Origin of the sequence: Brachybacterium sp. sponge (assembly GCF_001613775.1) — a bacterium.
GTDB lineage: Bacteria > Actinomycetota > Actinomycetes > Actinomycetales > Dermabacteraceae > Brachybacterium > Brachybacterium conglomeratum.
The window spans coordinates 331,243-354,327 of sequence record NZ_LRMP01000003.1 but is presented as its reverse complement, the minus strand read 5'-3'; the positions used below and the strand labels follow the sequence as shown (position 1 = coordinate 354,327).

The window sequence follows — 23,085 nt, the reverse complement described above, 5'->3', positions numbered from 1 at the left end:
TGCGGGCGGGAGCGGCTCAGCCCAGCGTGAAGCGCACCTCGTGGCGGCCGTCGTCGTGGATCTCGCCGATCTCCAGGGTGCCGGTGGTGCCGGCGAGGTCGCCGGTGCCGGAACCGGGGACGATCACGTACTGCAGGGCGGGCGCGCCGCCGGTCATGGTGCCGAGCTGCTGGAGGGCGAGGGTGCCGGTGCGTCCGCCGAGACTGCCCTCGAAGAGCTCGCTGGCGATGTAACCGGCGCTGCCGGTCTCGGGGTCGCCGGCGGTGAGCATGGTGCCGCGGGAGGTGCCCTCGGCCTCGCCGGTCCAGGTCTTGGACAGGGAGAAGCGGTCGGCGGCGCCGTCGATCGGGGCGCCCGGGGCCATCTGCACGGTGAAGAAGGCGGTGTGGCTGGTCATGGCTCCAGTATGTCCTCGCCGGTGCGGCGGGCGTAGGGCGAAGGCGTCATGCCAGTGACGGCGCGGACGTCTCGGAGGGAGCGGGCGTGGCCGGAGCAGCCGAGGTCGCGGGCGTCCTCGCTGCGGTCGCAGCGGAGGGTGGGCAGGCCGGTGTGCAGCGGCCAGCCGAGCTCGTCGAGGGTGCGCGGTGGGACGAGCGGTGTCAGAAGGGCGGCGGGCCGAAGAAGCCGCAGGGGTCGAGGCCGGGCGGGCCCGGGTCGTCCGGGTCGTCCAAGTCGCCGGTGCCGCCGGTGTCGGGTCTCGACCAGTACTCCAGGAGGTGCTCTCCCCAGCGCTGCTCCTCGATCGCGTCGAGTCGCTCCTGCGGCGATTCGTCGAGCGCGCCGCTGTGCAGGATCGCCTCGAACTCGAGATCCGCCTCGTACTGCTCCCAGGCGCGGCGGAGCTGCTGGCCGAGCTCACGGGTGACGAGGTCGCCGTCGGGCCTGGAGTCACAGACGGCGAGCTCGCCGATCCTCCACCGGGTCACGCCGGTGGTCTCGTCACGGACCGGGTCCAGCAGTCCGGCGGTCTTCATGCGGTGGTGGCGGCGGCAGAGGCGGTGCAGGTTCTCGATCGTGGTGGGTCCGCCGCGGGCGGGGTGCTCGAGGTCGAACTCCTCGATGTGGTCGCTCTCGCCGACGGTCATGACGTTGCAGTCGCATCCGGGGACGGCGCAGACGGGGTCGATGAGGCGCAGGTTCTCGGCCATCGCGCGGCTGACCCGGTAGGTCCTCGAGGCGGCGGGGGCGTAGCCGCCCCTGGCCGGGTCGGCGAGGACGCGTTCGAAGGCCGGCGCCTTCGCGGCGAGCTCGCGGGCCATGCGCGCGGGGATCGGGATGGTGCCGTCGAGCGTCGCGGGCGCATGCGAGCGGCCCAGCAGGGTCAGGATCGGCACGACGACGGAGATCCGGAAGGCGGGCTCGGGCACCTCGACGGCGCCGGTCGCGAGCGGGGAGCGTGTCATCACCGCGTAGCGCAGCGCGGGAAGCGGCATGGGCCGGCCCTCGCGGGCGACGTCGCCGTCGAGGTCGAAGGGGATCGGCGCTCCGCTCTCGAGCGCCTGGCGCTGAGCGTCCTGGACGGCGCGGGCGGCGCCGTCGAGACGGCGGCCGAGCGCGAGGAGCTCGGGGATCGGGCCGACGACGGTGAGGCAGCCGGTGCCATCGCCGTCCGGGGACGGGGTGAGGTGGACGGCGCGCTGCTCGCGGGGCGTCTCCTGCACGGCGGCGCGGCCGAACCAGTCGATCAGCAGACGCAGCTCGCGGTAGAAGCGCTCGACGTCGATCGCGTCGAGCTGCCAGGCTGCGACCCGTTCGTCGACCTGGCGGCGCTGGTGGGAGGTCAGGCGCAGCACGCTGCGCAGCAGCCACTCGAACCAGTCCACCGGCAGCTCCCCGGCGCCGACACGGGCGAAGCAGGCGGGCAGGTCGGTGACGGCGACGTGCGCGTCGCGCAGCCGCACCTCGCCCCGGCCGAGCTTCGTGCGCAGGCCCGCTGCGGCGGCGAGAGCGTGCAGGGCCTTCTCGTCGTCCTCGTCCTCCTCGGTCCAGAGGGAGGCGAGGTCCTGCATCTCGGCGACGTAGAAGGCGGCCTGCTGCTCGCGGCGCCGGCGGTAGATGCGCAGCACCGTCTCCGCCTCGGCGGTGCGGGGTGCGACGTCGGCGCGCTCGACGAGGGACTGCGGGGACAGGGGCCGGCGGGCCCGCACGGGGCGGCGCGGAGGCTCGCCCGGGCGGACAGTGGCGGCAGGGATGGAGGCAACAGGGACGTTGGGGCGGGCAGATGCGGCGCGCGGCGGGACGTCGAGGCGTGGGTCGTCTCCCATTGCTCCTCCTCCCCCGCCTCGTGATGAGCGTTCTTCGTCGACCGCTCCGTGCTTCTCATTCTACGACCAATATCCGACATTCTCCAGAGGTGCCGTCATCTTGTCCGAACTTGTGGATAACCGGGATGCGGGGAGGAAACTTCGCACCAAATGCACAGTCATTCCACATCGTGTGGATACTCGCGGGTCACCTGCGAAGATCAGGGTCGGCGTACGTGAAGCACAAGCGTCGGGCTCTCCACCCCGAGAATGCCTCACCTCGCCTCTCGCGTCCCACCGGGACGAATTCTTGACTCCTGCCGGAATACACAAATGCGCGACGGGCGCAAGGGGTGGTCCTAAATTGTGGATGGAGCTCTGCCGGACCGAGAATCGCGGGCAGATCGATGTGGACGGAGTGCAGGTGCGCCTCGAGGCGCGGCCGACGAGAGCCGAGGCGACTGCGGGCGTGATGCCGGGTCGCGGGAGACGCGAGCGTCGCGATCCCGACGGGGCGGCGGTCAGTCCGCGGCGGGAGCACCGTCCGCCGCAGCCTCGTCCTCGTCCTCGTCCTCGTCCTCGTCCTCGTCCTCGACCAGCGGCCCTCCGAACTGCAGCACGGTCTCGCCGTAGGTCTTCGTGCCGTCGTCGGCCCAGCCGTCGGGCCACTCGAGAGGGCGGCTGCGGGAGGAGCGCTCGAGGACGACCAGGGCGTCGTCGGCGAGCGCGGGGCGGAGCGTCACGAGGAGCCGCTCGAGCTCGTCGGTGGCGACGTCGTAGGGAGGGTCGAGGAAGACGAGGGTCGCGCCGTGGCCGGCGAGGCCTGCGGCGACCGTGGCGGCCTTCCCAGCGCGAACGTCGACCCGGTCGGAGAGCCCGAGGTCCGCGGCGGTGCGGCGGAGCTGGCGGGCCGTCGGCCCGTGGACCTCGACGAGGACCGCATGGGCGGCACCGCGGGAGAGGGACTCGAGGGCGAGCGCGCCGGTGCCCGCGTAGAGGTCGAGCACCCGGGCGCCCGCGAGCGCGTCCCAGCCGTCGAGGCGGCTGAACAGGGCCTCGCGCACGCGGTCCGAGGTGGGGCGGGTGCCCTTCCCGGGCGGGCCGGGGATGGTGCGTCCTCCGAGAGTGCCGGAGATGATCCGCGGCATGTCAGCTCCTCTCCACGTCGGGGTCGGCATCGCGCAGTCGCGCGGCGACGGCGGCGGCCAGCTCGGGGTGCCCCTCGAGCTCGGGATCGTCAGCGACGAGCGCGAAGGCGTCCTCGCGGGCGGCCTCGATCCAGCGGGCGTCGCGCAGCATGTCGAGGTGCTTCAGCGTGCGCTGCAGGCCGGACTGCTCCTCCCCCACCAGGTCGCCGGCGCCCCGGCGGCGCAGGTCGAGCTCGGCCAGGGCGAAGCCGTCGGGCGCATCGGCGATCGCGCGCAGGTGCCGTGAGTGCACCTCGTCCACGACCGCGCTGGTGTCGAAGAAGGCGAGGCCGGGGTGCTCGCCGCGGCCCACCCGTCCGCGCAGCTGGTGCAGCTGGGAGACGCCGAAGCGCTCCGCGTCCAGCACGATCATCACCGAGGCGTTGGGGATGTCGACCCCGACCTCGATCACGGTGGTGGAGACGAGCAGGTCGAGCTCGCCGCGCACCATCTGCTCCATGACCTGCTGCTTCTCCTCGCCGCTGAGCCGGCCGTGGAGCACGCCGATGCGGGCGCCCGCGAGCTCGGGGCGGGAGGCGAGGCGCTCGGCGGTCTGGACGACGCCGCGGGCGGGGTCGAGGGCGGGGGTCTTCTCCTTGCCGTTCTCTTCGAGGACGGGCTGCGCGGGGGTGTCGTCGGCCTCGTCCTCGTCGATCCGGGCGCAGACGACGAAGACCTGTCGGCCCGCGCGGATCTCCTCGCCGGCGCGCTGCCACATGCGCTGCTCCCAGGCGGGGAGCTTCTCGTGGACCACGAAGCTCTCGACGCCGGCGCGGCGGCCGGGGCTCTCGGCGAGGGTGAGCACGTCGAGGTCGCCGACGGTCGCGAGCGCCGCGGTCCGCGGGATCGGGGTCGCGGTCATGACCACGACGTGCGGGCTCATGCCCTGCGGGCCCTTGGCGCGCAGCCGTCGACGGTGGTCGACGCCGAAGCGGTGCTGCTCGTCGATGACGACGAGGCCCAGGGAGGCGAACTCGACGCCCTCGGTGAGCAGGGCGTGGGTGCCGACCACGATCCCGGCCTGGCCGGAGGTCACGTCGAGCAGGGTCTCGCGGCGCGCGGAGGTGCGCTGGGAGCCGGTGAGCAGGCGCACCCGGGTCGCCTCAGGCGCACCGTCGAGCTGGCCGGCGCGGCCGAGCTCGCCGAGGAGCTCGAGCACGGTGCGGTGGTGCTGCTCGGCGAGCACCTCGGTGGGGGCGAGCATCACGGCCTGGTGGCCGGAGTCCACGGCGCGGAGCATGGCGCGCAGGGCGATGACCGTCTTGCCGGAGCCGACGTCGCCCTGGAGGAGGGCGCTGGTGGGGTGGCCGTTGCCGATGCGCTCGGCGAGCAGGTCGCCGATCTCGCGCTGGCCGTCGGTGAGGGAGAAGGGCAGGCGCTCGTCGAAGAGCTGCTGGAGCGGTCCCTCGGCGCGCAGCTGTGGGGCGGGGGTGCGCTCGTCCTGGGCGCGGCGCTGGGCGAAGATCGCCTGGAGGACGAAGGCCTCCTCGAAGCGGAGGTGGGCCATGCCACGGCGGGTGTCGTCCATGGTCAGCGGGGTGTGGACGAGCCGGGCGGCCTCGGCGAGGTCGGGCAGGCTCCGGCGGCGCAGGATCTGTGCGGGGACGGCGCTGGTGGCGGAGCCGGCGAACTCGAGGCCCTTCTCCATCGCGGAGCGCATCGTCGCGAGCGAGATGTTCTGCTTCAGGGGGTAGACGGGGCGGGGGCGCTGCGCCCAGGCGCGGCCCTCCTCGGTGTCCTCGACGGTCTCGAAGTCGGGATGGGTGAGCTGGAGTCCGCCGCGGTAGTCGTCCCGGCCCACCGCGCCGTGCACGCCGATGGTGGCGCCGACGGGGAGGCGCTTCGCGTACCACTCGACGTGGTGCTGCTTGGGAAGGAAGAAGGTCAGCGGCAGCTCGTCCGAGCCGTCGGAGACGGTGGCCTCGACGATGAAGCCGTAGCGGGACCTCATCTGCCGCGAGCGGAACGACTCGACCTGCACGATGGCGCTGACCTCCTGCCCCTCGGAGATCTCACGCAGGGAGCGCAGCGGGGCGGGCTCGACGTAGCGGCGCGGGACGAAGCGGAGCATGGCGTCGAGATCGCGCACGCCGAAGGAGGCCATCGCCTTGGACTCCTTGGAGACCAGCAGCTCCGTCAGCGGCATGGAGCCGCGCGTGGCGGAGGTCTTCCTGGCCATCGTGGCGACCCCTTCCGTCCCGGTAGAGTGCTGGTGCGGTGCCCATCGTGCCATTGCCCAGCGACATCGTGAGGGACTCCACAGGACTGTGGACGGGCCCTCCTCTTCAGACGCCGGGGCATCTGGGCTATGATTCCGTGGTTGCCCTGACCGCCGGGGGCTCGCACCTCCGTGCTCACCCAGGTCACCGACCCCGCCGTTCCGGCGCGGGGGCTGGAGCGGGCACCGCGATCAGAACATCGACGTACCAGGAGACGACAGTGGCTGCTTCCACGTGTGACATCTGCGCCAAGAGCCCGCGCTTCGGCAAGGCCGTGTCCCACTCGCACCGCCGCACCTCGCGTCGCTGGAACCCGAACATCCAGTCGGTCCGCACTGTGATCAACGGCACCAGCAAGCGCGTAAACGTGTGCACCTCCTGCCTCAAGGCAGGCAAGGTCAGCACGCTCGGTGCCTGAGCGAGACCGCAAGGACTCAATTCCACGAGAGCCCCCACCCGAACGGGTGGGGGCTCTCGTGCGTCCGGGGGCAGTTCAGGGCACGTCGCGCAGCGCCGCAGTGATCCCGTTCGGGATCTCGACGAGGCGCACGACGTCGACCTCTTCGCAGTCCAGAGTCGCCAACAGCGGCGAGGTGTGCGGGTCGGTGGGGTGGTTGTCGAAATCTAGCGTCGCCACTCCCGTAGCGCGGAGATCCTCGAGCCATGCCGCGAGGCAGAGCGCGACGTCGGCGCGGGCCGACTGGGCGGCGGCGTCGACCGCCTCGAGGGCACCCTCGCAGGCGGGGCCGACGGGCTCGTCGTAGAGGTCCGCGAGGGCGGTGATTCGGCCGTCGCGGACGACGGCCCAGGAGTGCTCGTGCACGGCACCCTCCGCGAACTCCTCGCCGACGACGGGACGGATCGCCTCGCGCGGAGCCGTGGGCGACCAGCTGGCGTGTTGCCAGAGGTATCTGTCCGTCAGGGCGTCGATCAGCTGCTCACGGGGCAGGTCGGCCCAGGGGACGACGCGAGCAGCGCCCTCGTGGCCCTCCCGCACCGCGGCGCACCAGCGAGCGGTGCGTTCCGCGGCGACGTCGAGACGCAGGATCGGCACCTCGAGGTACGTCACCGCGCCCAGGGAGCGCAGGAAGAGATCCCGCTCCGACCCCGGCACCACTTTGTCACTCAGCGGATTCTTGCTGTAACGCCCGAGTTCGCGCATGAGCGCTGTGCCATGGCCGCGGCGGCGGTGCGCCTCAGCGATCTCGATCTCGACCATGTCGCGCACGGGGTGGACGGCGTTCCGGCCGATGCGGCCCACGCCGGCAACCTCCCCGTCGACCTCCAGCACCAGGGCGCGGAGGCCCGCCCGCCACCGGTCCGGCTTCAGCCAGCTGAAGCGGTGGCCGTCGCGTGCGACGTCGGCCTCGGTGGCGGGGCGGGACCTCCGCGCCGGGGAGGTCACTCCGCCGCGGCGCCCGCGAAGGTGGCGGTGTCGATGACGGCGCGGAAGCGGACGTCGCCGGCGACCACGCGCTCGTAGGTCGCGTCGGCCTCGTCCACCGAGATCGTCTCGATCTTCGCGGCGATGCCGTGCTCGGCGCAGAAGTCGAGCATCTCCTGGGTCTCGGCGATGCCGCCGATGTTGGAGCCGGCGAGCACCTTGCCGCCGCCGATCAGCGAGCCGAAGCTCAGCGCCTGCTTCTCGGGCGGGAGGCCGACGACGGCCATGACGCCGCGCGGGGCGAGCAGGCGCAGGTAGCGGTCCACGGGGATGTCGGCGCTGATCGTGTTGAGGATCAGGTCGAACCCGCCGCGGTGGTCACGGAAGAAGTTCTCGTCGGAGGTCGCCAGGACCCGCGTCGCGCCGAGGGCGAGGGCGTCCTCCTCCTTGCGCAGGGTGCGGGTGAGGACGGTGACCTCGGCGCCCATGGCGGCCGCGATCTGCACGCCCATGTGGCCGAGCCCGCCCAGGCCCAGCACGGCGACGCGCTTGGCGCGGCCGGAGACCTGCTCACCGGCGCCCCAGCGGCGCAGCGGGGAGTAGGTGGTGATGCCGGCGCACAGCAGCGGTGCGGCCTGGTCGAAGGGGATCTCGTCCGGGATCCTCAGCACGAAGCGCTCGTTGACGACGACCTTCTCGGCGTAGCCGCCCTGGGTGATGGTGCCGTCGACGTCCTCCGCGTTGTAGGTGCCGACGTTTCCGGTCAGGCAGTTCTGCTCCTGGTCGGCGAGGCACTCCTCGCACGTCCCGCACGAGTTCACGAGGCAGCCCACGCCCACGCGGTCGCCGACCTTCCAGTCGGTGACGTCGCTGCCGACGGCGGAGACGGTGCCGGCGATCTCGTGGCCGACGGTGAGCGGGAAGTGCGCCTCGCCCCACTCGTTGCGGATGGTGTGGATGTCGCTGTGGCAGATGCCGGCGGCCTCGATATCGATGACCACGTCGTCCGGACGGGGGTCGCGGCGCTCGATCGTGGTGACGCGGAACGGCTGGTCCGGACCGGTCTTCTGCAGGGCCTTGACGGTGATCGGCATGGTGGTGGTGCTCCTCCGTGGCATGCGGGTCGGGCGCGGTCGCGCCGCCGACCAGCCTAATCCCGGCGGGGCGCGGCGTGCTCAGGCGAAGTGGTCGAAGCCCTCGCCGGGGATCGGGGTGCCGTCGAGGGTCACGGCCGGTCCGTCCCCCGCCTCGTGGAGCCGACCGATGGAGCGGAAGCCGGTCGGCACCTCGTCCGGGGCGAAGGCGGCGAGCATCGCGTGCTCCTCGGCGCCGTGGAGGACCCAGGCCCAGGGGTCCTCGCCGAGCTCCTCGGCGAGGGCGGCGAGGGCCTCGGCGTCGGGGGCGAGGGCGGCGCGGTCGAGGTCGATCCGCACCCGCGAGGCGGCGGCGAGACGGCCGCCGTCGCGGACCAGCCCGTCGGAGAGATCCATCATGGCGTGCGCGGTGCGGCCGGCACCCCAGCCGAGGGACAGGTCGACCTCGGGGGCGTCGTGGTGGCGGACGAGATCGGCGGCGTCGGGGGTGGTGATGTCCTCCAGCGAGATCGAGCCGGCGGCGTCGACGTGGACCTTCCCGCCGAGGACCAGGGCGAGGCCGGCGGCGGAGCGGCCCAGGCGCTCCGTGCCGATCGCGAGCACGTCGCCGGGGCGGGCGCCGGAGCGCAGCACGGGCGCGTCGCCGGGCGCCATCGCGCCCATCGCGGTGACGGCGAGGCTGAGGCGGTCGGCGCGGCCCAGGTCGCCGCCGACGATCACCGCGCCGTCGGCCGCGGCGCGCTCCGCGAGACCGGCGCTGAGCTCCTCGAAGACGGACGGGTCCGTCCCGGCCGGGGCCGAGAGCGCGACGACGAGGGCGAGCGGACGGGCGCCCATCGCGGCGACGTCGGCGAGGTTCTGCACCGCGGCCTTCCGACCGATCCAGCGCGGGAGCGTCGCGCCCGGCAGGAAGTCGTGCCCCTCCACCAGCGCATCGGTGGTGACCACGAGACGGTCCGAGGGCAGGCGCACCACCGCGGCGTCATCGCCCGGACCGACCTCGACCTGCTCACCCGTGGGGAGCTGCGGGAGCACGGCGGCGAGGATCGAGGCCTCGGAGAGGCCGGAACGGGGCTGCGCGGTCATCGCACCAGTCTGCCCGATCCCCGGCTCCCCGATCCCACCGGTACCCTCGGTACGTGCTTCCTCGACGTGCCGCCGCCCTCTCCCTCACCGGGCTGCTCGCCCTCGGCCTCGCCGCCTGCGGCACCGTGCAGGTGCCCGCCGGGGAGGCCGCCGCGGACCCGGTGTGCGCCGACATCGTGCTCGCCGCCCCGCCGCAGGTGCTCGGCATGGACCGAGTGGAGACCTCGAGCCAGGGCACCGCCGCCTGGGGCAGCGGGGAGGACACGGTGGTGATGCGCTGCGGCGTGACCCCGCCCGGACCGACCACCGACCAGTGCACCACCCTCGCCGACGAGAACGAGATCGAGATCGACTGGGTCGTCAAGGAGATCGAGGGCGACACCTTCCTGTACACGACCTACGGCCGCGAGCCCGCGATCGACGTGTCGGTGCCGCGCTCGGCGGCACCGGACCAGCCCTCCGCCGCCGCGCTCGACCTCACCCAGGTGATCACCCGGAACATCGAGGCGACCGCGCACTGCATCGGCCCCGGGGACGAGGGCTACGAGGGCTGAGGCGAGGGCGGAGCTGCCTCAGCGCCGGCCGAGGCTCAGCGCTGGCCGAGGCGGCGCGAGGCGGCCTGATCCACGAGATCCGCGATCAGGTCCGCGTAGCTCAGCCCCATCGACTCCCACAGCACCGGGAACATCGAGTACGGGGTGAAGCCCGGCATGGTGTTGACCTCGTTGACGATCACGCGGTGATCGGCGGTGACGAACATGTCGACCCGGGCGAGGCCCTCCAGGCCGAGCGCCCCGAAGGCGCGCCGGGCGATCTCGCGGGCCTCCTCGAGCACCCCGTCGGGCAGACCCGCGGGCACGTCGATGCTCACGGTGCCCTTGCCGAAGTACTTCGCCTCGTAGTCGTAGAAGTCGAGGTCGGCGCCGACCTTCACCTCGCCGGGCAGAGTGGTGTGGGGCTCGCCGCCGTCGCGCGCGGCGAGCACGCCGCACTCGATCTCGCGGGCGACGACCCCCTCCTCGATGAGGACCTTGGGGTCCTCTCGGAAGGCGGACTTCATCGCGTGCTCCAGCTGCGAGGCCTCCTCGACGCGGCTGACGCCGAGGCTGGAGCCGGCACGGGCCGGCTTGACGAACCAGGGTCGCGGATGATGCTGCTCGAGGTGGGCGAGGACGCGGCCGGCGCCGTCGGCCCAGCGGTCCTCGTGGACCACGATGCCGGGGGCGCACTCGATGCCGGCCGCACGCAGCGCGACCTTCGTCGCGGCCTTGTCCATCGCGGTGGCCGAGGCGAGGACGCCGGAGCCGACGTAGGGGATGTCGAGCATCTCCAGCATGCCCTGGACGGTGCCGTCCTCGCCGTAGGGGCCGTGCAGCAGCGGCCAGACGACGTCGACCTCGGCGAGCGGCTCGACGCGCCCCTCGCGCACCACGCGCAGCGCGGTCCGCTCCCCCGCGCGGTGGCGGGAGGAGGGCAGCAGCACCTCGTCGCCGTCGGCGGCGACCTCGGGGGCACGGCCGTCGACCATCGTCCAGTCCGAGGGGTCGTCGGAGACGTGGACCCAGCGGCCCTCGGGGGTGATGCCGATCGCGACGACGTCGAAGCGGGTGCGGTCGATCGCGGCGAGGATGCCGCCCGCGGTGATGCACGAGATGCCGTGCTCGCCGCTGCGGCCGCCGAACAGGAGGGCGACGGTGGTGCTCATGGGGTCGAGGGTAATCACTCCGGGCGGACCGAGCGTGACAGCAGGGCCGTGGTGACCTCGTCGATCCTCGCGCCGTGGTCCACCACCGCGACCACCGACCTGGTGATCGGCATGTCCACGCCGTGGCGTGCGGCGATGTCGGCGACGGCGCGGGCGGTGGCGACGCCCTCGGCGGTCTGGCCCACCTCCGCCGCGGCCGCGGCGACGTCGAGCCCGCGGCCGAGCGCGAGGCCGAGGCGGTGGTTGCGGCTGAGCGGCGAGGAGCACGTCGCGACGAGGTCGCCCATGCCGGCGAGGCCCGGGAAGGTCTCGCGGCGCCCGCCGAGCGCGACACCCAGACGGGTGATCTCCGCCAGTCCCCGCGTGATCAGGGAGGCCGTGGTGTTGTGGCCGTGGCCGAGGCCCGTCGCGGCGCCGACGGCGATCGCGATGACGTTCTTCACGGCGCCGGCGACCTCGACACCGACCACGTCGGTCGAGGTATAGGCACGCAGGTAGGGCGCGGAGCACCAGGAGGCGAAGGTCTCGGCGAGCTCCTCGTCCGGGGCGGCGACGACGCTCGCGCAGGGGCGGCGCTCGGCGATCTCGCCGGAGAGGTTCGGACCGGAGAGCACTCCGACCAGGGAGGGGTCCGCTCCCCCGGCCCGGGCGAGGATCTCGCTGATCCGGGCGTCGGTGCCGCGCTCGATGCCCTTGGTGAGGGAGAGCACCGGGACGACGGGCAGGGCGGGCCAGGGGGCGAGGGTCGCGCGCATCGACTGGGCGGGGATCGCGACGACGACGCCGTCGGCGCCCTCGAGCGCGGCGGCGACATCGGCGGTGGCGCGGAGGCTCGTGGGGAGCTCGCGGTCGCCGAGATAGGCGCTGTTGCGGTGCTCCTCGTGAATCTCGCGGGCGACCTCCTCGCGACGCGCCCAGAGGGTCACCTCGGCGCCGCCGTCGGCGAGGACCTGCGCGAAGGTGGTCCCCCAGCTGCCGGCGCCGAGGACGGTGAGACGCGGGGCCCTGCGCGGCGCGCTCATCGTCGCGGCTCCGTCGGGGCGCGGAAGCCGGGATCGGTGCGGCCGATCTCGGGGCGGTGGGCGTCCGTGCGCGGGTCGTGGGGGCGATCGGGCGGGGTGAGGTCGCGCAGCTCGCCGAGGAGGGCCGCGATGCGGGTCATGAGGTCCTCGGTGACGCGCAGGGCGGCCTCGTGCTCCGTCTCGCCCTCGCCGGCGGCGGCGGTGAAGGGCTCGCCGACGCGCATGCGCACGCGCCGTCCGCGCCCGGGGCGCGGCACCGGGGAGCCGACGGGCCACAGCCCGCGACCGCCCCAGGTCGCGATCGGCAGCAGCGGCGCGCCGGTGGACAGGGCGAGGCGGGCCGCGCCGAGCCGGGCCTGCATCGGCCAGAGCTCCGGATCGCGGGTGTAGGTGCCCTCGGGGAAGACCATCAGCAGCTCGCCCCGGCCCAGCGCCTCCCGGGCGGCGTCCAGCGCGTCCCCGGAGCGGCTCGTGCCGCGCAGCACCGGGATCTGCCGGGCCGAGCGCAGCAGGGCGCCGAGAACCGGCACGCGGAACAGCGACTCCTTGGCCAGGAAGCGGGGCGCGATCCCGGAGGCCTGCAGGAGGTGCCCGTAGCCGAAGGGGTCGAAGGCGCTGAGATGGTTGCCGCAGGCGATCACGGCGCCGCTGGCCGGGAAGTTCTCGGTGCCCTGCCACTGCGGGCGGGAGAGCAGCCCGACCAGGGGCCGCAGCGGGAGCTGTGCGAGACCGATCACGAGCCCCGCACGACGGGCGGGCTCGCGGGCGGTGCCCACGTCCCAGCTGCGCAGGAGCGACATCAGCGCGTCGAGGACGGACCGCGCCCCAGGGCGCGGCGGGAGACCTGCGAGGTGAGGGAGGCCGCGCGCCGGTCGCCGGACAGCGCCCGGCGGCGGATCGTCGTCGGCGCCCGACGGGCGAGCGTGTTCACGGCCGCGGCGTGCATCAGGCGGCGCGGCGCGAAGGCGAGCCGTCCCCGCACGGTCTTGTACTTCACTGCCGTGGTCACCTGCAGCAGCTCCCCGCCGGGCAGCAGCGCGACGCCGATGCGGACGGCGAGCTTGTCATCGTCGTCCACGATGAGGGCCTCCGAGCCCACCACCTCGTCGGCCACGAACTCCTTCTGCGGCGGCGGGACCATGTCGAACAGCCGCACCGCCTCGTCGCGCAGGGCGCGCAGGCCGCGGGAGCCGAGCGGGGTGTTCTCGTGGGCGAAGATCGCCTCGGCCCACACCCGCGGATCCGACTCCTCGACCCCGCCGGTCGGGACGATCACGACGTCGCAGTAGTCCGGGATCGGGATGTCCCGCAGGGCGAGGGAGCCGGCCGCGCCGGCGATCGGGGTGCCCCCGGTCCCGAGCTCCGCGCGCTCCTCGCTCACTCCTCCCCCTCCCAGTACTCGGCCCCGAGGGCGGTGAGCTTGTCGCGGAAGGACTCGTAGCCGCGATCGATCAGGCCGATGCCGCGGATCGTGGAGACGCCCTCGGCGCCGAGCGCCGCGATGAGGTAGGAGAAGCCGCCTCGCAGGTCCGGGACGGTGATGTCCGCGGCGTGCAGCGACATCGGGCCCGAGACGACCGCGGAGTGGTTGTAGTTGGAGCGGCCGAAGCGGCAGGAGGAGCCGCCGAGGCACTCGCGGTAGACCTGGATGCGGGCGCCCATGTCGTTGAGCGCGCGGGTGAAGCCCAGGCGGTTCTCGTAGACCGTCTCGTGGAGGATCGAGATGCCGTCGGCCTGGGTGAGGGCGACCACGAGCGGCTGCTGCCAGTCGGTCATGAAGCCGGGGTGCACGTCGGTCTCGAGCGCGATCGCCTTCAGCGGGGTGCCGGGGTGGTAGAAGCGGATGCCGTCCTCGCGGATCTCGATCCCGCCGCCGACCTTGCGGTAGATGTTCAGGAAGGTCGACATCGGCTTCTGCTGCGCTCCGCGCACGAAGACCGAGCCCTTGGTGACCAGTGCCGCGCAGGCCCAGGAGCCCGCCTCGATCCGGTCCGCGAGGGCGACGTGCTCGTAGCCGCCGAGCTCGTCGACGCCCTCGATGGTGATGGTGCGGTCGGTCTGCAGGGAGATGATCGCGCCCATCTTCTGCAGCACCGCGATGAGGTCCTCGATCTCCGGCTCGACCGCGGCGTTGACCAGCTCGGTGACCCCCTGGGCGCGCACCGCGGTGAGCAGCACCTGCTCGGTCGCGCCGACGCTCGGGTACTCGAGGTGGATCTTCGTGCCCTTCAGGCCGTTCGGCGCGGTGATGTGGATGCCCATCTCGCGCTTGTCGACGTGGGCGCCGAAGCTGCGCAGCACGTCGAGGTGGTAGTTGATCGGCCGGTCGCCGATGCGGCAGCCGCCGAGGTCGGGGATGATCGCCTCGCCCAGGCGGTGCAGCAGCGGGCCGCAGAAGAGGATCGGGATGCGGGAGCTGCCGGCGTGGGCGTCGATGTCGGCCACGTGGGCCCGCTCGACGTTCGAGGGGTCCAGGCGCAGCTCGCCGCCTTCGACGTCGTGCTCGATCTTCACGCCGTGGATCGACAGCAGGTTCGAGACGATCCGGACGTCGGAGATGTCGGGGACGGAGCGGAGCACGCTCGGCGAGGTGCCCAGCAGCGCGGCGACCATCGCCTTGGAGACCAGGTTCTTGGCGCCGCGGACGGTGATCTCGCCGTCGAGCGGGCGCCCGCCGCGCACGTGGAATGTGGAGCTCATGGTGTCCTTGCCTGGAGGGACGGACGTCAGCACGCCCATATCTGACCGGCTCACCATACCGGAGCGGCCTGCCCGCCCCGTGGGAGGGGCGGGCAGGCCGCGAGGATGAGGTGGGACCTCAGTGCGTGTCGGCGGTGCGGGCCGGCAGCGTCTTCGGCATCCAGGAGGGGCGCTTCTGCTCGAAGGCGGTGATGTCCTCCTCGTGGCGGAGGGTGAGGCCGATGTCGTCCAGGCCCTCCATCAGACGCCAGCGGGTGTAATCGTCGATCTCGAAGCGGAACGTCGAGTCGCCCGCGCTGACCTGACGGTTCTCGAGGTCCACGGTCACCTCGGTGCCCGGGGTCTCCTCGAGGATCTTCCACAGCTGCTCGATGTCGTCCTGGGCGAGGATCCCGGCGACCAGGCCCTGCTTGCCGGAGTTGCCGCGGAAGATCTCCGCGAAGCGGGTCGAGAGGACCGCCTTGAAGCCGTAGTCGCGCAGAGCCCACACGGCATGCTCGCGGGAGGAGCCGGTGCCGAAGTCGGGGCCGGCCACGAGCACGGAGCCCTGCGCGTAGGCGGGCTTGTTCAGCACGAACTCGGGGTCGTTCGTGCGCCAGGCGTGGAACAGGCCGTCGTCGAAGCCGGTCTTGGTGACGCGCTTGAGGTAGACGGCGGGGATGATCTGGTCGGTGTCGACGTTGCTGCGACGCAGCGGTACGCCGATGCCGGTATGGGTGGTGAAGGCTTCCATGGCGGGGCTCCTCAGGCGTGGGTCAGCAGGTCGGACGGGGAGGACAGGGTGCCGCGCACGGCGGTGGCGGCGGCGACGACGGGCGAGACGAGGTGGGTGCGCCCGCCCTTGCCCTGCCGGCCCTCGAAGTTGCGGTTGGAGGTGGAGGCGGCCCGCTCGCCCGGGGCGAGCTGGTCGGGGTTCATGCCCAGGCACATCGAGCAGCCGGCCTGGCGCCACTCGGCGCCGAAGTCGAGGAACACCTTGTCCAGGCCCTCCTGTTCGGCCTGCAGGCGCACGCGGGCGGAGCCCGGCACGACCAGGACGCGCACGTCGGGGTGCTTGGTGCGGCCCTCGAGCACGGAGGCGAAGGCGCGCAGGTCCTCGATGCGGCCGTTGGTGCACGAGCCCATGAAGACGGTGTCGACCTTGATGTCCTTCAGCGCCGTGCCGGGGACGAGGTCCATGTACTCCAGCGCGCGCTCGGCGGCGTAGCGGTCGGTCTCGTCGACGAAGTCCTCCGGGGCGGGGACCGCGGCGGACAGCGGCAGGCCCTGGCCGGGGTTGGTGCCCCAGGTGACGAAGGGCTCGAGCTCGTCGGCGTCGATCTCCACCTCGGCGTCGAAGGTCGCGTCGTCGTCGCTGCGCAGCGACTTCCAGTAGGCGACGGCCTCGTCCCAGTCCTCGCCCTGCGGGGCGTGCGGGCGCCCCTTGACGTACTCGAAGGTGGTCTCGTCCGGGGCGATCATGCCGGCGCGGGCGCCTGCCTCGATGGACATGTTGCAGATCGTCATGCGGCCCTCCATGGAGAGCTCGCGGATCGCCTCGCCGCGGTACTCGAGCACGTAGCCCGCGCCGCCGCCGGTGCCGATCTTCGCGATCACCGCGAGGATGATGTCCTTCGCGGTGACGCCGGGCTTCAGCGAACCGGTGACGTTGATGGCCATGGTCTTGAAGGGGGTCAGCGGCAGGGTCTGGGTGGCCAGCACGTGCTCCACCTCGGAGGTGCCGATGCCGAAGGCCAGCGCGCCGAAGGCGCCGTGGGTGGAGGTGTGCGAGTCGCCGCACACGACGGTGATGCCGGGCATGGTCAGGCCCAGCTGCGGTCCCACGACGTGGACGATGCCCTGGTCATTGTCACCGAGGGAGTGGATGCGCACGCCGAACTCCTCGGCGTTGCGGCGCAGCGTGTCGATCTGGGTGCGCGAGGTGATGTCCGCGATCGGCTTGTCGATGTCGATCGTGGGGGTGTTGTGGTCCTCGGTCGCGAGGGTCTGGTCGATGCGGCGGGGCTCGCGCCCCTCCTGGCGCAGGCCGTCGAAGGCCTGCGGGCTCGTGACCTCGTGCAGGAGCTGGAGGTCGATGTAGAGCAGATCCGGCTCGCCGTTCTCACCGCGGCGGACCACATGATCCGCCCACACCTTCTCCGCGAGGGTCCCCGCCATGTCGATCCTTCCCTGCATCCTTCGTGGGGATGCGTGCTGATGCGCCGTCGCACCCGGTCTCGGGCGCTGCACTCATCGTGGGCGGGTCCACGATCCGATGCACTTGCGTCTCACTCAATAAGACGGCAATATCGGAGCATGGACAACACCCCGGAGGAGAACGGAAGCGGCGTCGGCGTGCTCGACAAGGCCGCCGTCGTGCTCGGCGCCCTCGAGGCCGGCCCTGCCACGCTCGCCCAGCTCGTGCAGTCGACGGGACTGGCCCGCCCCACCGCGCACCGCCTCGCGGTGGCGCTCGAGTACCACCATCTGGTGGCCCGTGACATGCAGGGCCGCTTCATCCTCGGTCCGCGCCTCGGCGAGCTCGCCGCGGCCGCCGGCGAGGACCGGCTGCTGGCCTCGGCCGGGCCCGTGCTCGCGGCCCTGCGGGACCACACCGGGGAATCCGCGCAGCTGTACCGCCGCCAGGGCGACCACCGCATCTGCGTCGCCGCCGCCGAGCGGCCGATCGGCCTGCGCGACTCGGTCCCGCTCGGGGCGGCGCTGACGATGCGGGCGGGCTCCGCCGCGCAGATCCTGCTGGCCTGGGAGGAGCCGGACCGGCTCCACCGGGGTCTGCTCGGGGCGCGCTTCACCGCGACCCAGCTCTCGGCGGTGCGCCGTCGCGGCTGGGCGCAGTCGATCGGTGAGCGCGAGCCGGGCGTCGGCTCCGTCTCCGCGCCCGTGCGCGGGCCGAACGGGCGCGTGGTCGCGGCGCTGAGCATCTCCGGGCCGATCGAGCGGATCACCCGTCAGCCGGGCCGGCTCCACGCCCCGTCGGTGATGAGCTCGGCGAACCATCTCACCGAGCTGCTGCGCCGCGCCGGCGCCTGATCACCCGCGCCTCACTCCCGCTCGATCCACACGGGCGTGTTGGCGTAGCGCAGCACGTTCACGAGCTGGCGCGGCGCGGCGATCTTCCCGGAACCGCCCTCGTCCCGCTCCCCCGCCACGACCATGACGCTCGCGTTCTCGCTGGCCTCGACCAGCTGCTTGGCGTTGTCGGAGGTCGCCACGGCCACGTCCTTCACGAAGACCGAGGGGTGGCTGAGCGCGATCCGCTGCGCCGTGGCGGCGAGGATCTCCTGGGCCTGCTCGGGCGAGGTGCCCGGCCGCACCACGAGGTGGATGTCCCGTCCGTAGGCCTCCGCGAGGTCGGCGGCGCGGGCCACCACCTCGGTCGAGGTCTCGTGGTGCACGAGGCCGACGGGGCCGTCGCCGTCGATGTTCCCCCGCACCACCACGACGGGGCAGTGGGCGCGGGCGGCGAGGGCGAGGCTCTTGGAGCCGACGATGAGGGTCATCAGCCGGCCCAGCCCCCGCCCGCCGAGGACCAGCAGGTCGGAGCCCTGGCTGGCGTGGACCAGGACCGGCACGGAGTTGCCGTCGATCACCTCGGTGGTGATCTCGACCTCGGGGGCGCGCTCCCGGGCGAGCTCGGCGGCCTCGCGCAGCAGGGTGTCGGCCGCGCTGCGGAAGCCGGAGCCCGGCATCCCGGAGATCGGGTCGACGTTGACATCGAGCTCGGTCCACACGAAGGCGTGGACGAGATGGAGGGCGCCGCCGACGGTGGCGGCATGGCGGGCGGCCCAGCGGACCGCCTGATCGGACTCGTCCGCGTCGAAGACGCCGACCGTGATCCTCGGAGCTGCTGTGTGCGTCATGTCACGACGATACTCTGTCGGCGCCGCCCGCCGACAGGACCTCGGAACACAGCCCGGAATGCAGAAGGAGCCGGCACCAGTGGTGCCGGCTCCTGCTCGTACCCCGTACCGGATTTGAACCGGTGTTACCGCCGTGAGAGGGCGACGTCCTGGGCCGCTAGACGAACGGGGCGGGTGCGAGATCCAGTGGATCTCGCCTCGTACCCCGTACCGGATTTGAACCGGTGTTACCGCCGTGAGAGGGCGACGTCCTAGGCCGCTAGACGAACGGGGCGCGGACCGCGCAGCGATGAATCGCCGCGAAGCGCTGGGGTACCAGGACTCGAACCTAGAATGACGGTACCAGAAACCGTTGTGTTGCCAATTACACCATACCCCATGGTGAGAAGCACTTTCCGCAGTCCTTCACGTTCCGTTCCCCGGTGGTTCCCGTGGACTTCCCGCGCTGTTCTGCTTGCCGTACCGAGTGAAGACTCTACCGGCTTCTCCCGCGGAGCACAAAGCGAGAAGGGCCTTTCGGGCTGTGAGGCTCGGCACGCTGTCCGACCGGGCCCCACAGCCCTCCCGCTCAGGCCTCCGCCGCGAGGCGCTCGCGCAGGGCGCGCAGGCGCACGAGGCTCGAGGAGCGGCCCAGCAGCTCCATGGACTCGAACAGGGGCGGGGAGATGCGCCGGCCGGAGATCGCGGCGCGCAGCGGCCCGAAGGCGAGGCGGGGCTTGATGCCCATGTCGTCCACGATCGCGCCGCGCAGGGCGGGCTCGAGCGCCGCGGCCGTGAAGGCGTCCTCCGCGATCGCCTCGACCTCGGAGATCGCGCGGTCGAGCACCGCGACAGGGTCGTCGCCGAGCTTCTTGGTCGCGTCGTCCTGGACCACGAGGTCCTCGTCGGCCACGAAGAGGAAGCCCATCAAGTCGCTCGCCTCGCCGAGGAGGTTCATGCGGGTCTGCACGAGCGGCGCCGCGGCGACGACGAGGGCGCGCTGCTCCTCGGTGACGGTCTCGCCGAGCACTCCCCCGGACTGCAGGTACGGGATGAGCCGCTCGACGAACACGTCCTCGGGGAGGAGGCGGATGTGGTCGGCGTTGATGGCGGTGGCCTTCTTGAGGTCCACGCGCGCCGGGTTCGGGTTCACGTCGGAGGCGTCGAAGCGCTCGACGAGCTGCTCGCGGCTGAAGATGTCCTCGTCGGCGCTGAAGCCCCAGCCGAGCAGGGCGAGGTAGTTGACCATGCCCTCGGGGATGAAGCCCTGCTCCCGGTAGAGGAAGAGGTCCGCCTGCGGGTCGCGCTTGGAGAGCTTCTTGTTCCCCTCCCCCATCACGTAGGGGAGGTGGCCGAACTCGGGCACGCGCTCGGCGACGCCGATCTCGATCAGTGCCCGGTAGAGCGCGATCTGGCGCGGGGTGGAGGAGAGGATGTCCTCGCCGCGCAGCACGTGGGTGATGCGCATGAGCGCGTCGTCCACGGGGTTGACCAGGGTGTAGAGCGGCTGGCCGTTCGCGCGCACGACGACGAAGTCGGGCGTGGAGCCGGCCTTGAAGGTGATCTCGCCGCGCACCATGTCGGTGAAGGTGATGTCCTCCTGCGGCATGCGCAGGCGCCAGGTGGGCTCGCGGCCCTCGGCGCGGAAGGCGGCCTTCTGCTCCTCGGTGAGGTCGCGGTCGTGGCCGTCGTAGCCGAGCTGCGGGTCGCGGCCGGCGGCGCGGTGGCGCTCGGCGATCTCCTCCGCGGTGGAGAAGGACTCGTAGATGTGCCCGGACTCCTTCAGCCTGGCGATCACGTCCTGGTAGATCTCGCCGCGCTGGGACTGGCGGTAGGGGCCGTCCGAGCCGCCGACCTCGACGCCCTCGTCCCAGTCGATGCCGAGCCAGCGCATGGCGTCGAGCAGCTGGTGGTAGGACTCCTCGCTGTCGCGAGCGGCGTCGGTGTCCTCGATGCGGAAGACGAGCTTGCCGCCGTGGTGGCGGGCGTGGGCCCAGTTGAACAGGGCCGTGCGCACCATGCCGACGTGCGGGGTGCCGGTGGGGCTGGGGCAGAAGCGGACGCGGACCTCGTCGGGGGTCGAGGCGGCTGCGGGGGTGGTGGTCACGAAGGGTTCTCCCTGGAGTTTCGGGGGCGGGCTCAGCGGCGCACGAGGGGGTTGGACAGGGTCCCGATCCCCTCGATCTCGACGTCGATCCGGGCGCCGGGCTCGACGGTGCGGACGCCGGCAGGGGTGCCGGTGAGCACGATGTCGCCGGGCAGGAGGGTCACGACGGAGGAGATCTCGGCGATCAGCTCGGGCACTCCGCGCACCATGTCGGCCGTGGAGCCGGACTGGGCGGTCTCGTCGTCGACGCGGGAGGAGATGGCGAGGCCCGCCGCCGGATCGAGATCGGTCTCGATCCAGGGCCCGATCGGGCAGGAGGTGTCGAAGGCCTTGGCACGGAACCACTGGTCCTCGGCGCGCTGGGAGTCCCGGGCCGTGAGGTCGTTCGCGCAGGTGTATCCCAGCACGTGGTCGGCGACCTGCTCCGGGGCGAGGTCCTTGGCCATCCGCTTGATGACCACGGCCAGCTCCGCCTCGAGGCTCACCTCCTGGCTGTAGGAGGGGACGACCACGGGGTCGCCGGGGCCGACGACGGCGGTGTTGGGCTTGAGGAAGTACAGGGCCTGATCGGGCACCTCGTTGCCGAGCTCGGCGGCGTGGGCGGCGTAGTTCCGGCCGACGCACACCACCTTCGAGCGCGGGATGACGGGGGCGAGCAGCCGCACGTCCTCGAGCGGGAGGATCTTCCCGGTGGGGCGGATCTCTGTGTACAGGGGATCACCGGTGATGCCGTAGACCATGTCCTGGCCGTCCTTCTCCTGGACGATGCCGAACATGGGGTCTTCGCCGGTGGTGAATCGGGCGATGCGCATGCGCGCCAGTCTAGGCGCTCGCCTCGCCCGGCCCGGAGCGGGAGGGGCGGGATAAGCTCGCGCGCAGACGGACCGATCGCGCGACGGAGCGCGGGGAAGGCGGCAGGCCGATGGATGTCGCAGGGAATGTCGCGCTCGTGACCGGGGGCGCCTCGGGCCTGGGGCGCGCGACCGGGGAGGCGCTGGCCGCGGCCGGCGCACAGGTCGTGCTGGTGGACCTTCCGGGCACCGACGGCGAGGCTGTCGCCGAGGAGCTCGGGGGCGGGGCGCGCTTCGCCCCGGCAGATGTCACCGACGAGGCGCAGGTGCGCGAGGCCGTGCGGCTCGCCGCGTCGCTCGGGCCGCTGCGGGTGGTCGTCAGCTGCGCCGGGATCGTCCAGGCGAAGCGCCTGGTGGGTCGCGACGGACTGATGCCGCTGGCGGGCTTCGAGCAGGTGGTGCGCGTGAACCTGCTGGGCACGGTGACGGTGATGGGCGTCGCCGCCGAGGCGATGCAGTCGGTGCCGCAGCTGGGCGAGGAGCGCGGGGTCGTCGTGAACACGGCGTCGGTGGCCGCCTTCGACGGGCAGATCGGGCAGACGGCCTATGCGGCCTCCAAGGGCGCCGTCGCCTCGCTCACGCTGCCCGCCGCCCGGGAGCTCGCCGCTGCGAGGATCCGGGTGATGGCGATCGCGCCGGGCACCTTCGAGACGCCGATGATGGCGGGGCTGTCCGAGGAGGTGCGCGACTCCCTCGCGGCGCAGGTCCCGCATCCGAGCCGGCTGGGCCGGCCCGCGGAGTACGCGGCGCTGGTGCGGCACATCGTGGAGAACCCGATGCTCAACGGCGAGGTGATCCGTCTCGACGGGGCGATCAGGATGGGCCCGCGATGAGCGGCGGGGAGCTGGTGCTGACCGCACAGCACGAGCATGTCCGGGTGCTGACGCTGCACCGGCCGGAGGCGCTGAACGCGGTCGACGACGACCTCGCCACCGCGCTCGGCGACGCGGTCGCGGAGGCCGAGGCGGATCCGGCGACGCGGGTGATCGTGCTGACCGGGGCGGGCCGGGCGTTCTGCGCCGGGATGGACCTGAAGGCATTCGCCCGCGGGGAGAGCGCCCACTCCCGCACCCGGCCCGAGCGGGGCTTCGCAGGAGTCGTGGGGCATCTGGTCTCCGTGCCCGTGATCGCGGCGGTGAACGGCCCGGCCGTCGGGCTCGGAGCGGAGCTGGTGCTCGCGAGCGACCTGGCGCTGATCGACCCGTCGGCGCATCTGGCCCTGCCCGAGGTGCGCCGCGGGCTGATCGCCGTGGCGGGCGGGGCGATGCGCCTGCCGCAGCAGGTGCCGCCCAAGCTCGCGCTCGAGAAGCTGCTGACCGGGGACCGCATCTCACCGGAGGAGGCCCTGGAGTGGGGGCTGGTCAACTCCGTGAGCGCGCCCGGTGCGGTGCTCGAGGAGGCGCTCGCGCTGGCGGAGCGGATCGCCGCGAACGCGCCGCTCGCGGTGCGAGCCACGAAGGATCTCGTGCACTCGACGGTGCACGAGGACAGCTGGGGGCGGCCGGCGTGGCGGCGGATCCGGAAGGCCCAGCAGCGCGTGTTCTCGAGCGAGGACGCCGCCGAGGGCGCGGCGGCCTTCACCGAGAAGCGGGAGCCGCGATGGGAGGGGCGGTGAGCCCCCTGCACGGCAGGGCGCTGGACCGTGGGC

General features: G+C 72.7%; 22 protein-coding genes and 3 tRNA genes. 5 read left to right on the top strand and 20 right to left on the bottom strand.

The features are described from left to right. Positions 1-16 precede the first annotated feature (16 nt). The 4 genes from A4A78_RS14380 to A4A78_RS14365 all read right to left on the bottom strand — a co-directional run bounded on the left by A4A78_RS14380 (position 17) and on the right by A4A78_RS14365 (position 5,609). Positions 17-397, bottom strand: coding sequence for a DUF3224 domain-containing protein (locus A4A78_RS14380; protein WP_062950446.1), 381 nt, complete (start codon positions 395-397; stop codon positions 17-19). 202 nt (positions 398-599) lie between these two features. After that, complete coding sequence (locus A4A78_RS14375) at positions 600-2,264, bottom strand: HNH endonuclease signature motif containing protein (RefSeq protein ID WP_231881060.1); 1,665 nt, start codon at positions 2,262-2,264, stop codon at positions 600-602. 500 nt (positions 2,265-2,764) lie between these two features. Continuing rightward, positions 2,765-3,391 carry a 16S rRNA (guanine(966)-N(2))-methyltransferase RsmD gene (gene rsmD / locus A4A78_RS14370; RefSeq protein ID WP_062950442.1) on the bottom strand — a complete coding sequence of 209 codons (627 nt, stop codon included), beginning with the start codon at positions 3,389-3,391 and terminating at the stop codon, positions 2,765-2,767. Between the two features lies 1 nt (position 3,392). Next, positions 3,393-5,609, bottom strand: a complete 2,217-nt coding sequence (locus A4A78_RS14365; RefSeq protein ID WP_062950440.1) for an ATP-dependent DNA helicase RecG — start codon at positions 5,607-5,609, stop codon at positions 3,393-3,395. A gap of 260 nt (positions 5,610-5,869) precedes the next feature. On the opposite strand from A4A78_RS14365, the gene rpmB reads away from it, so the two are divergent. Then, a complete protein-coding gene (gene rpmB, locus A4A78_RS17590; protein WP_082358657.1) occupies positions 5,870-6,067 on the top strand; it encodes a 50S ribosomal protein L28 in 198 nt (65 codons plus the stop codon). Between the two features lie 75 nt (positions 6,068-6,142). Here rpmB and A4A78_RS14355 read toward each other — a convergent pair whose 3' ends face one another. The 3 genes from A4A78_RS14355 to thiL form a co-directional block, all read right to left on the bottom strand. Then, positions 6,143-7,054, bottom strand: a complete 912-nt coding sequence (locus A4A78_RS14355) for a GNAT family N-acetyltransferase (RefSeq protein WP_062950439.1) — start codon at positions 7,052-7,054, stop codon at positions 6,143-6,145. After that, positions 7,051-8,127: an NAD(P)-dependent alcohol dehydrogenase gene (locus A4A78_RS14350; protein ID WP_062950437.1), complete on the bottom strand. Its 1,077-nt coding sequence runs from the start codon at positions 8,125-8,127 to the stop codon at positions 7,051-7,053. Before A4A78_RS14350 ends, A4A78_RS14355 begins: the two co-directional genes overlap by 4 nt. Positions 8,128-8,208: 81 nt before the next feature. Continuing rightward, positions 8,209-9,213, bottom strand: a complete 1,005-nt coding sequence (gene thiL / locus A4A78_RS14345; protein WP_062950435.1) for a thiamine-phosphate kinase — start codon at positions 9,211-9,213, stop codon at positions 8,209-8,211. Positions 9,214-9,266: 53 nt separating this feature from the next. Here thiL and A4A78_RS14340 point away from each other — a divergent pair, with 53 nt between their 5' ends. After that, a complete protein-coding gene (locus A4A78_RS14340) occupies positions 9,267-9,767 on the top strand; it encodes a DUF3515 family protein (RefSeq protein WP_062950433.1) in 501 nt (166 codons plus the stop codon). 35 nt (positions 9,768-9,802) lie between these two features. Here A4A78_RS14340 and A4A78_RS14335 read toward each other — a convergent pair whose 3' ends face one another. The 7 genes from A4A78_RS14335 to leuC all read right to left on the bottom strand — a co-directional run bounded on the left by A4A78_RS14335 (position 9,803) and on the right by leuC (position 16,797). Beyond that, entirely contained in the window at positions 9,803-10,918 is a 1,116-nt protein-coding gene (locus tag A4A78_RS14335; RefSeq protein ID WP_062950431.1) for a D-alanine--D-alanine ligase family protein, read from the bottom strand. A gap of 14 nt (positions 10,919-10,932) precedes the next feature. After that, positions 10,933-11,940, bottom strand: coding sequence for an NAD(P)H-dependent glycerol-3-phosphate dehydrogenase (locus tag A4A78_RS14330; RefSeq protein ID WP_062950429.1), 1,008 nt, complete (start codon positions 11,938-11,940; stop codon positions 10,933-10,935). Continuing rightward, complete coding sequence (locus tag A4A78_RS14325) at positions 11,937-12,740, bottom strand: 1-acyl-sn-glycerol-3-phosphate acyltransferase (RefSeq protein WP_062950427.1); 804 nt, start codon at positions 12,738-12,740, stop codon at positions 11,937-11,939. Before A4A78_RS14325 ends, A4A78_RS14330 begins: the two co-directional genes overlap by 4 nt. Then, positions 12,740-13,321: a hypothetical protein gene (locus A4A78_RS14320; protein ID WP_010552249.1), complete on the bottom strand. Its 582-nt coding sequence runs from the start codon at positions 13,319-13,321 to the stop codon at positions 12,740-12,742. Before A4A78_RS14320 ends, A4A78_RS14325 begins: the two co-directional genes overlap by 1 nt. Then, the gene (gene murA / locus A4A78_RS14315; protein WP_062950425.1) at positions 13,318-14,640 is read right to left on the bottom strand and encodes a UDP-N-acetylglucosamine 1-carboxyvinyltransferase; all 1,323 of its coding nucleotides are present in this window, start codon (positions 14,638-14,640) and stop codon (positions 13,318-13,320) included. Before murA ends, A4A78_RS14320 begins: the two co-directional genes overlap by 4 nt. 118 nt (positions 14,641-14,758) lie before the next feature. Continuing rightward, on the bottom strand, positions 14,759-15,373 hold the full coding sequence (gene leuD / locus A4A78_RS14310; protein WP_010552251.1) for a 3-isopropylmalate dehydratase small subunit: 615 nt from the start codon (positions 15,371-15,373) through the stop codon (positions 14,759-14,761). Between the two features lie 11 nt (positions 15,374-15,384). After that, positions 15,385-16,797, bottom strand: a complete 1,413-nt coding sequence (leuC, locus tag A4A78_RS14305) for a 3-isopropylmalate dehydratase large subunit (protein ID WP_062950423.1) — start codon at positions 16,795-16,797, stop codon at positions 15,385-15,387. 138 nt (positions 16,798-16,935) lie between these two features. On the opposite strand from leuC, the gene A4A78_RS14300 reads away from it, so the two are divergent. Next, positions 16,936-17,670, top strand: coding sequence for an IclR family transcriptional regulator (locus A4A78_RS14300; protein ID WP_010552253.1), 735 nt, complete (start codon positions 16,936-16,938; stop codon positions 17,668-17,670). Positions 17,671-17,681: 11 nt separating this feature from the next. Here A4A78_RS14300 and A4A78_RS14295 read toward each other — a convergent pair whose 3' ends face one another. From A4A78_RS14295 to A4A78_RS14270, 6 genes are all read right to left on the bottom strand, one after another. Then, positions 17,682-18,500, bottom strand: coding sequence for a universal stress protein (locus A4A78_RS14295; protein ID WP_062950421.1), 819 nt, complete (start codon positions 18,498-18,500; stop codon positions 17,682-17,684). A 99-nt stretch (positions 18,501-18,599) separates the two neighbouring features. Next, a tRNA-Glu gene (locus A4A78_RS14290) sits at positions 18,600-18,672 on the bottom strand. Positions 18,673-18,701: 29 nt separating this feature from the next. Then, positions 18,702-18,774 (bottom strand) — tRNA-Glu (locus tag A4A78_RS14285). Positions 18,775-18,807: 33 nt separating this feature from the next. Next, positions 18,808-18,879, bottom strand: a tRNA-Gln gene (locus A4A78_RS14280). Between the two features lie 189 nt (positions 18,880-19,068). Then, on the bottom strand, positions 19,069-20,586 hold the full coding sequence (gene gltX, locus A4A78_RS14275) for a glutamate--tRNA ligase (RefSeq protein ID WP_062950419.1): 1,518 nt from the start codon (positions 20,584-20,586) through the stop codon (positions 19,069-19,071). A gap of 32 nt (positions 20,587-20,618) precedes the next feature. Further along, complete coding sequence (locus tag A4A78_RS14270) at positions 20,619-21,398, bottom strand: fumarylacetoacetate hydrolase family protein (protein ID WP_053916783.1); 780 nt, start codon at positions 21,396-21,398, stop codon at positions 20,619-20,621. A 110-nt stretch (positions 21,399-21,508) separates the two neighbouring features. Here A4A78_RS14270 and A4A78_RS14265 point away from each other — a divergent pair, with 110 nt between their 5' ends. Both A4A78_RS14265 and A4A78_RS14260 read left to right on the top strand, forming a co-directional pair. Then, a complete protein-coding gene (locus A4A78_RS14265) occupies positions 21,509-22,270 on the top strand; it encodes an SDR family NAD(P)-dependent oxidoreductase (RefSeq protein ID WP_062950417.1) in 762 nt (253 codons plus the stop codon). Then, positions 22,267-23,052 carry an enoyl-CoA hydratase-related protein gene (locus tag A4A78_RS14260; RefSeq protein WP_062950415.1) on the top strand — a complete coding sequence of 262 codons (786 nt, stop codon included), beginning with the start codon at positions 22,267-22,269 and terminating at the stop codon, positions 23,050-23,052. The genes A4A78_RS14265 and A4A78_RS14260 overlap by 4 nt, the downstream gene beginning before the upstream one ends. Positions 23,053-23,085 lie beyond the last annotated feature (33 nt).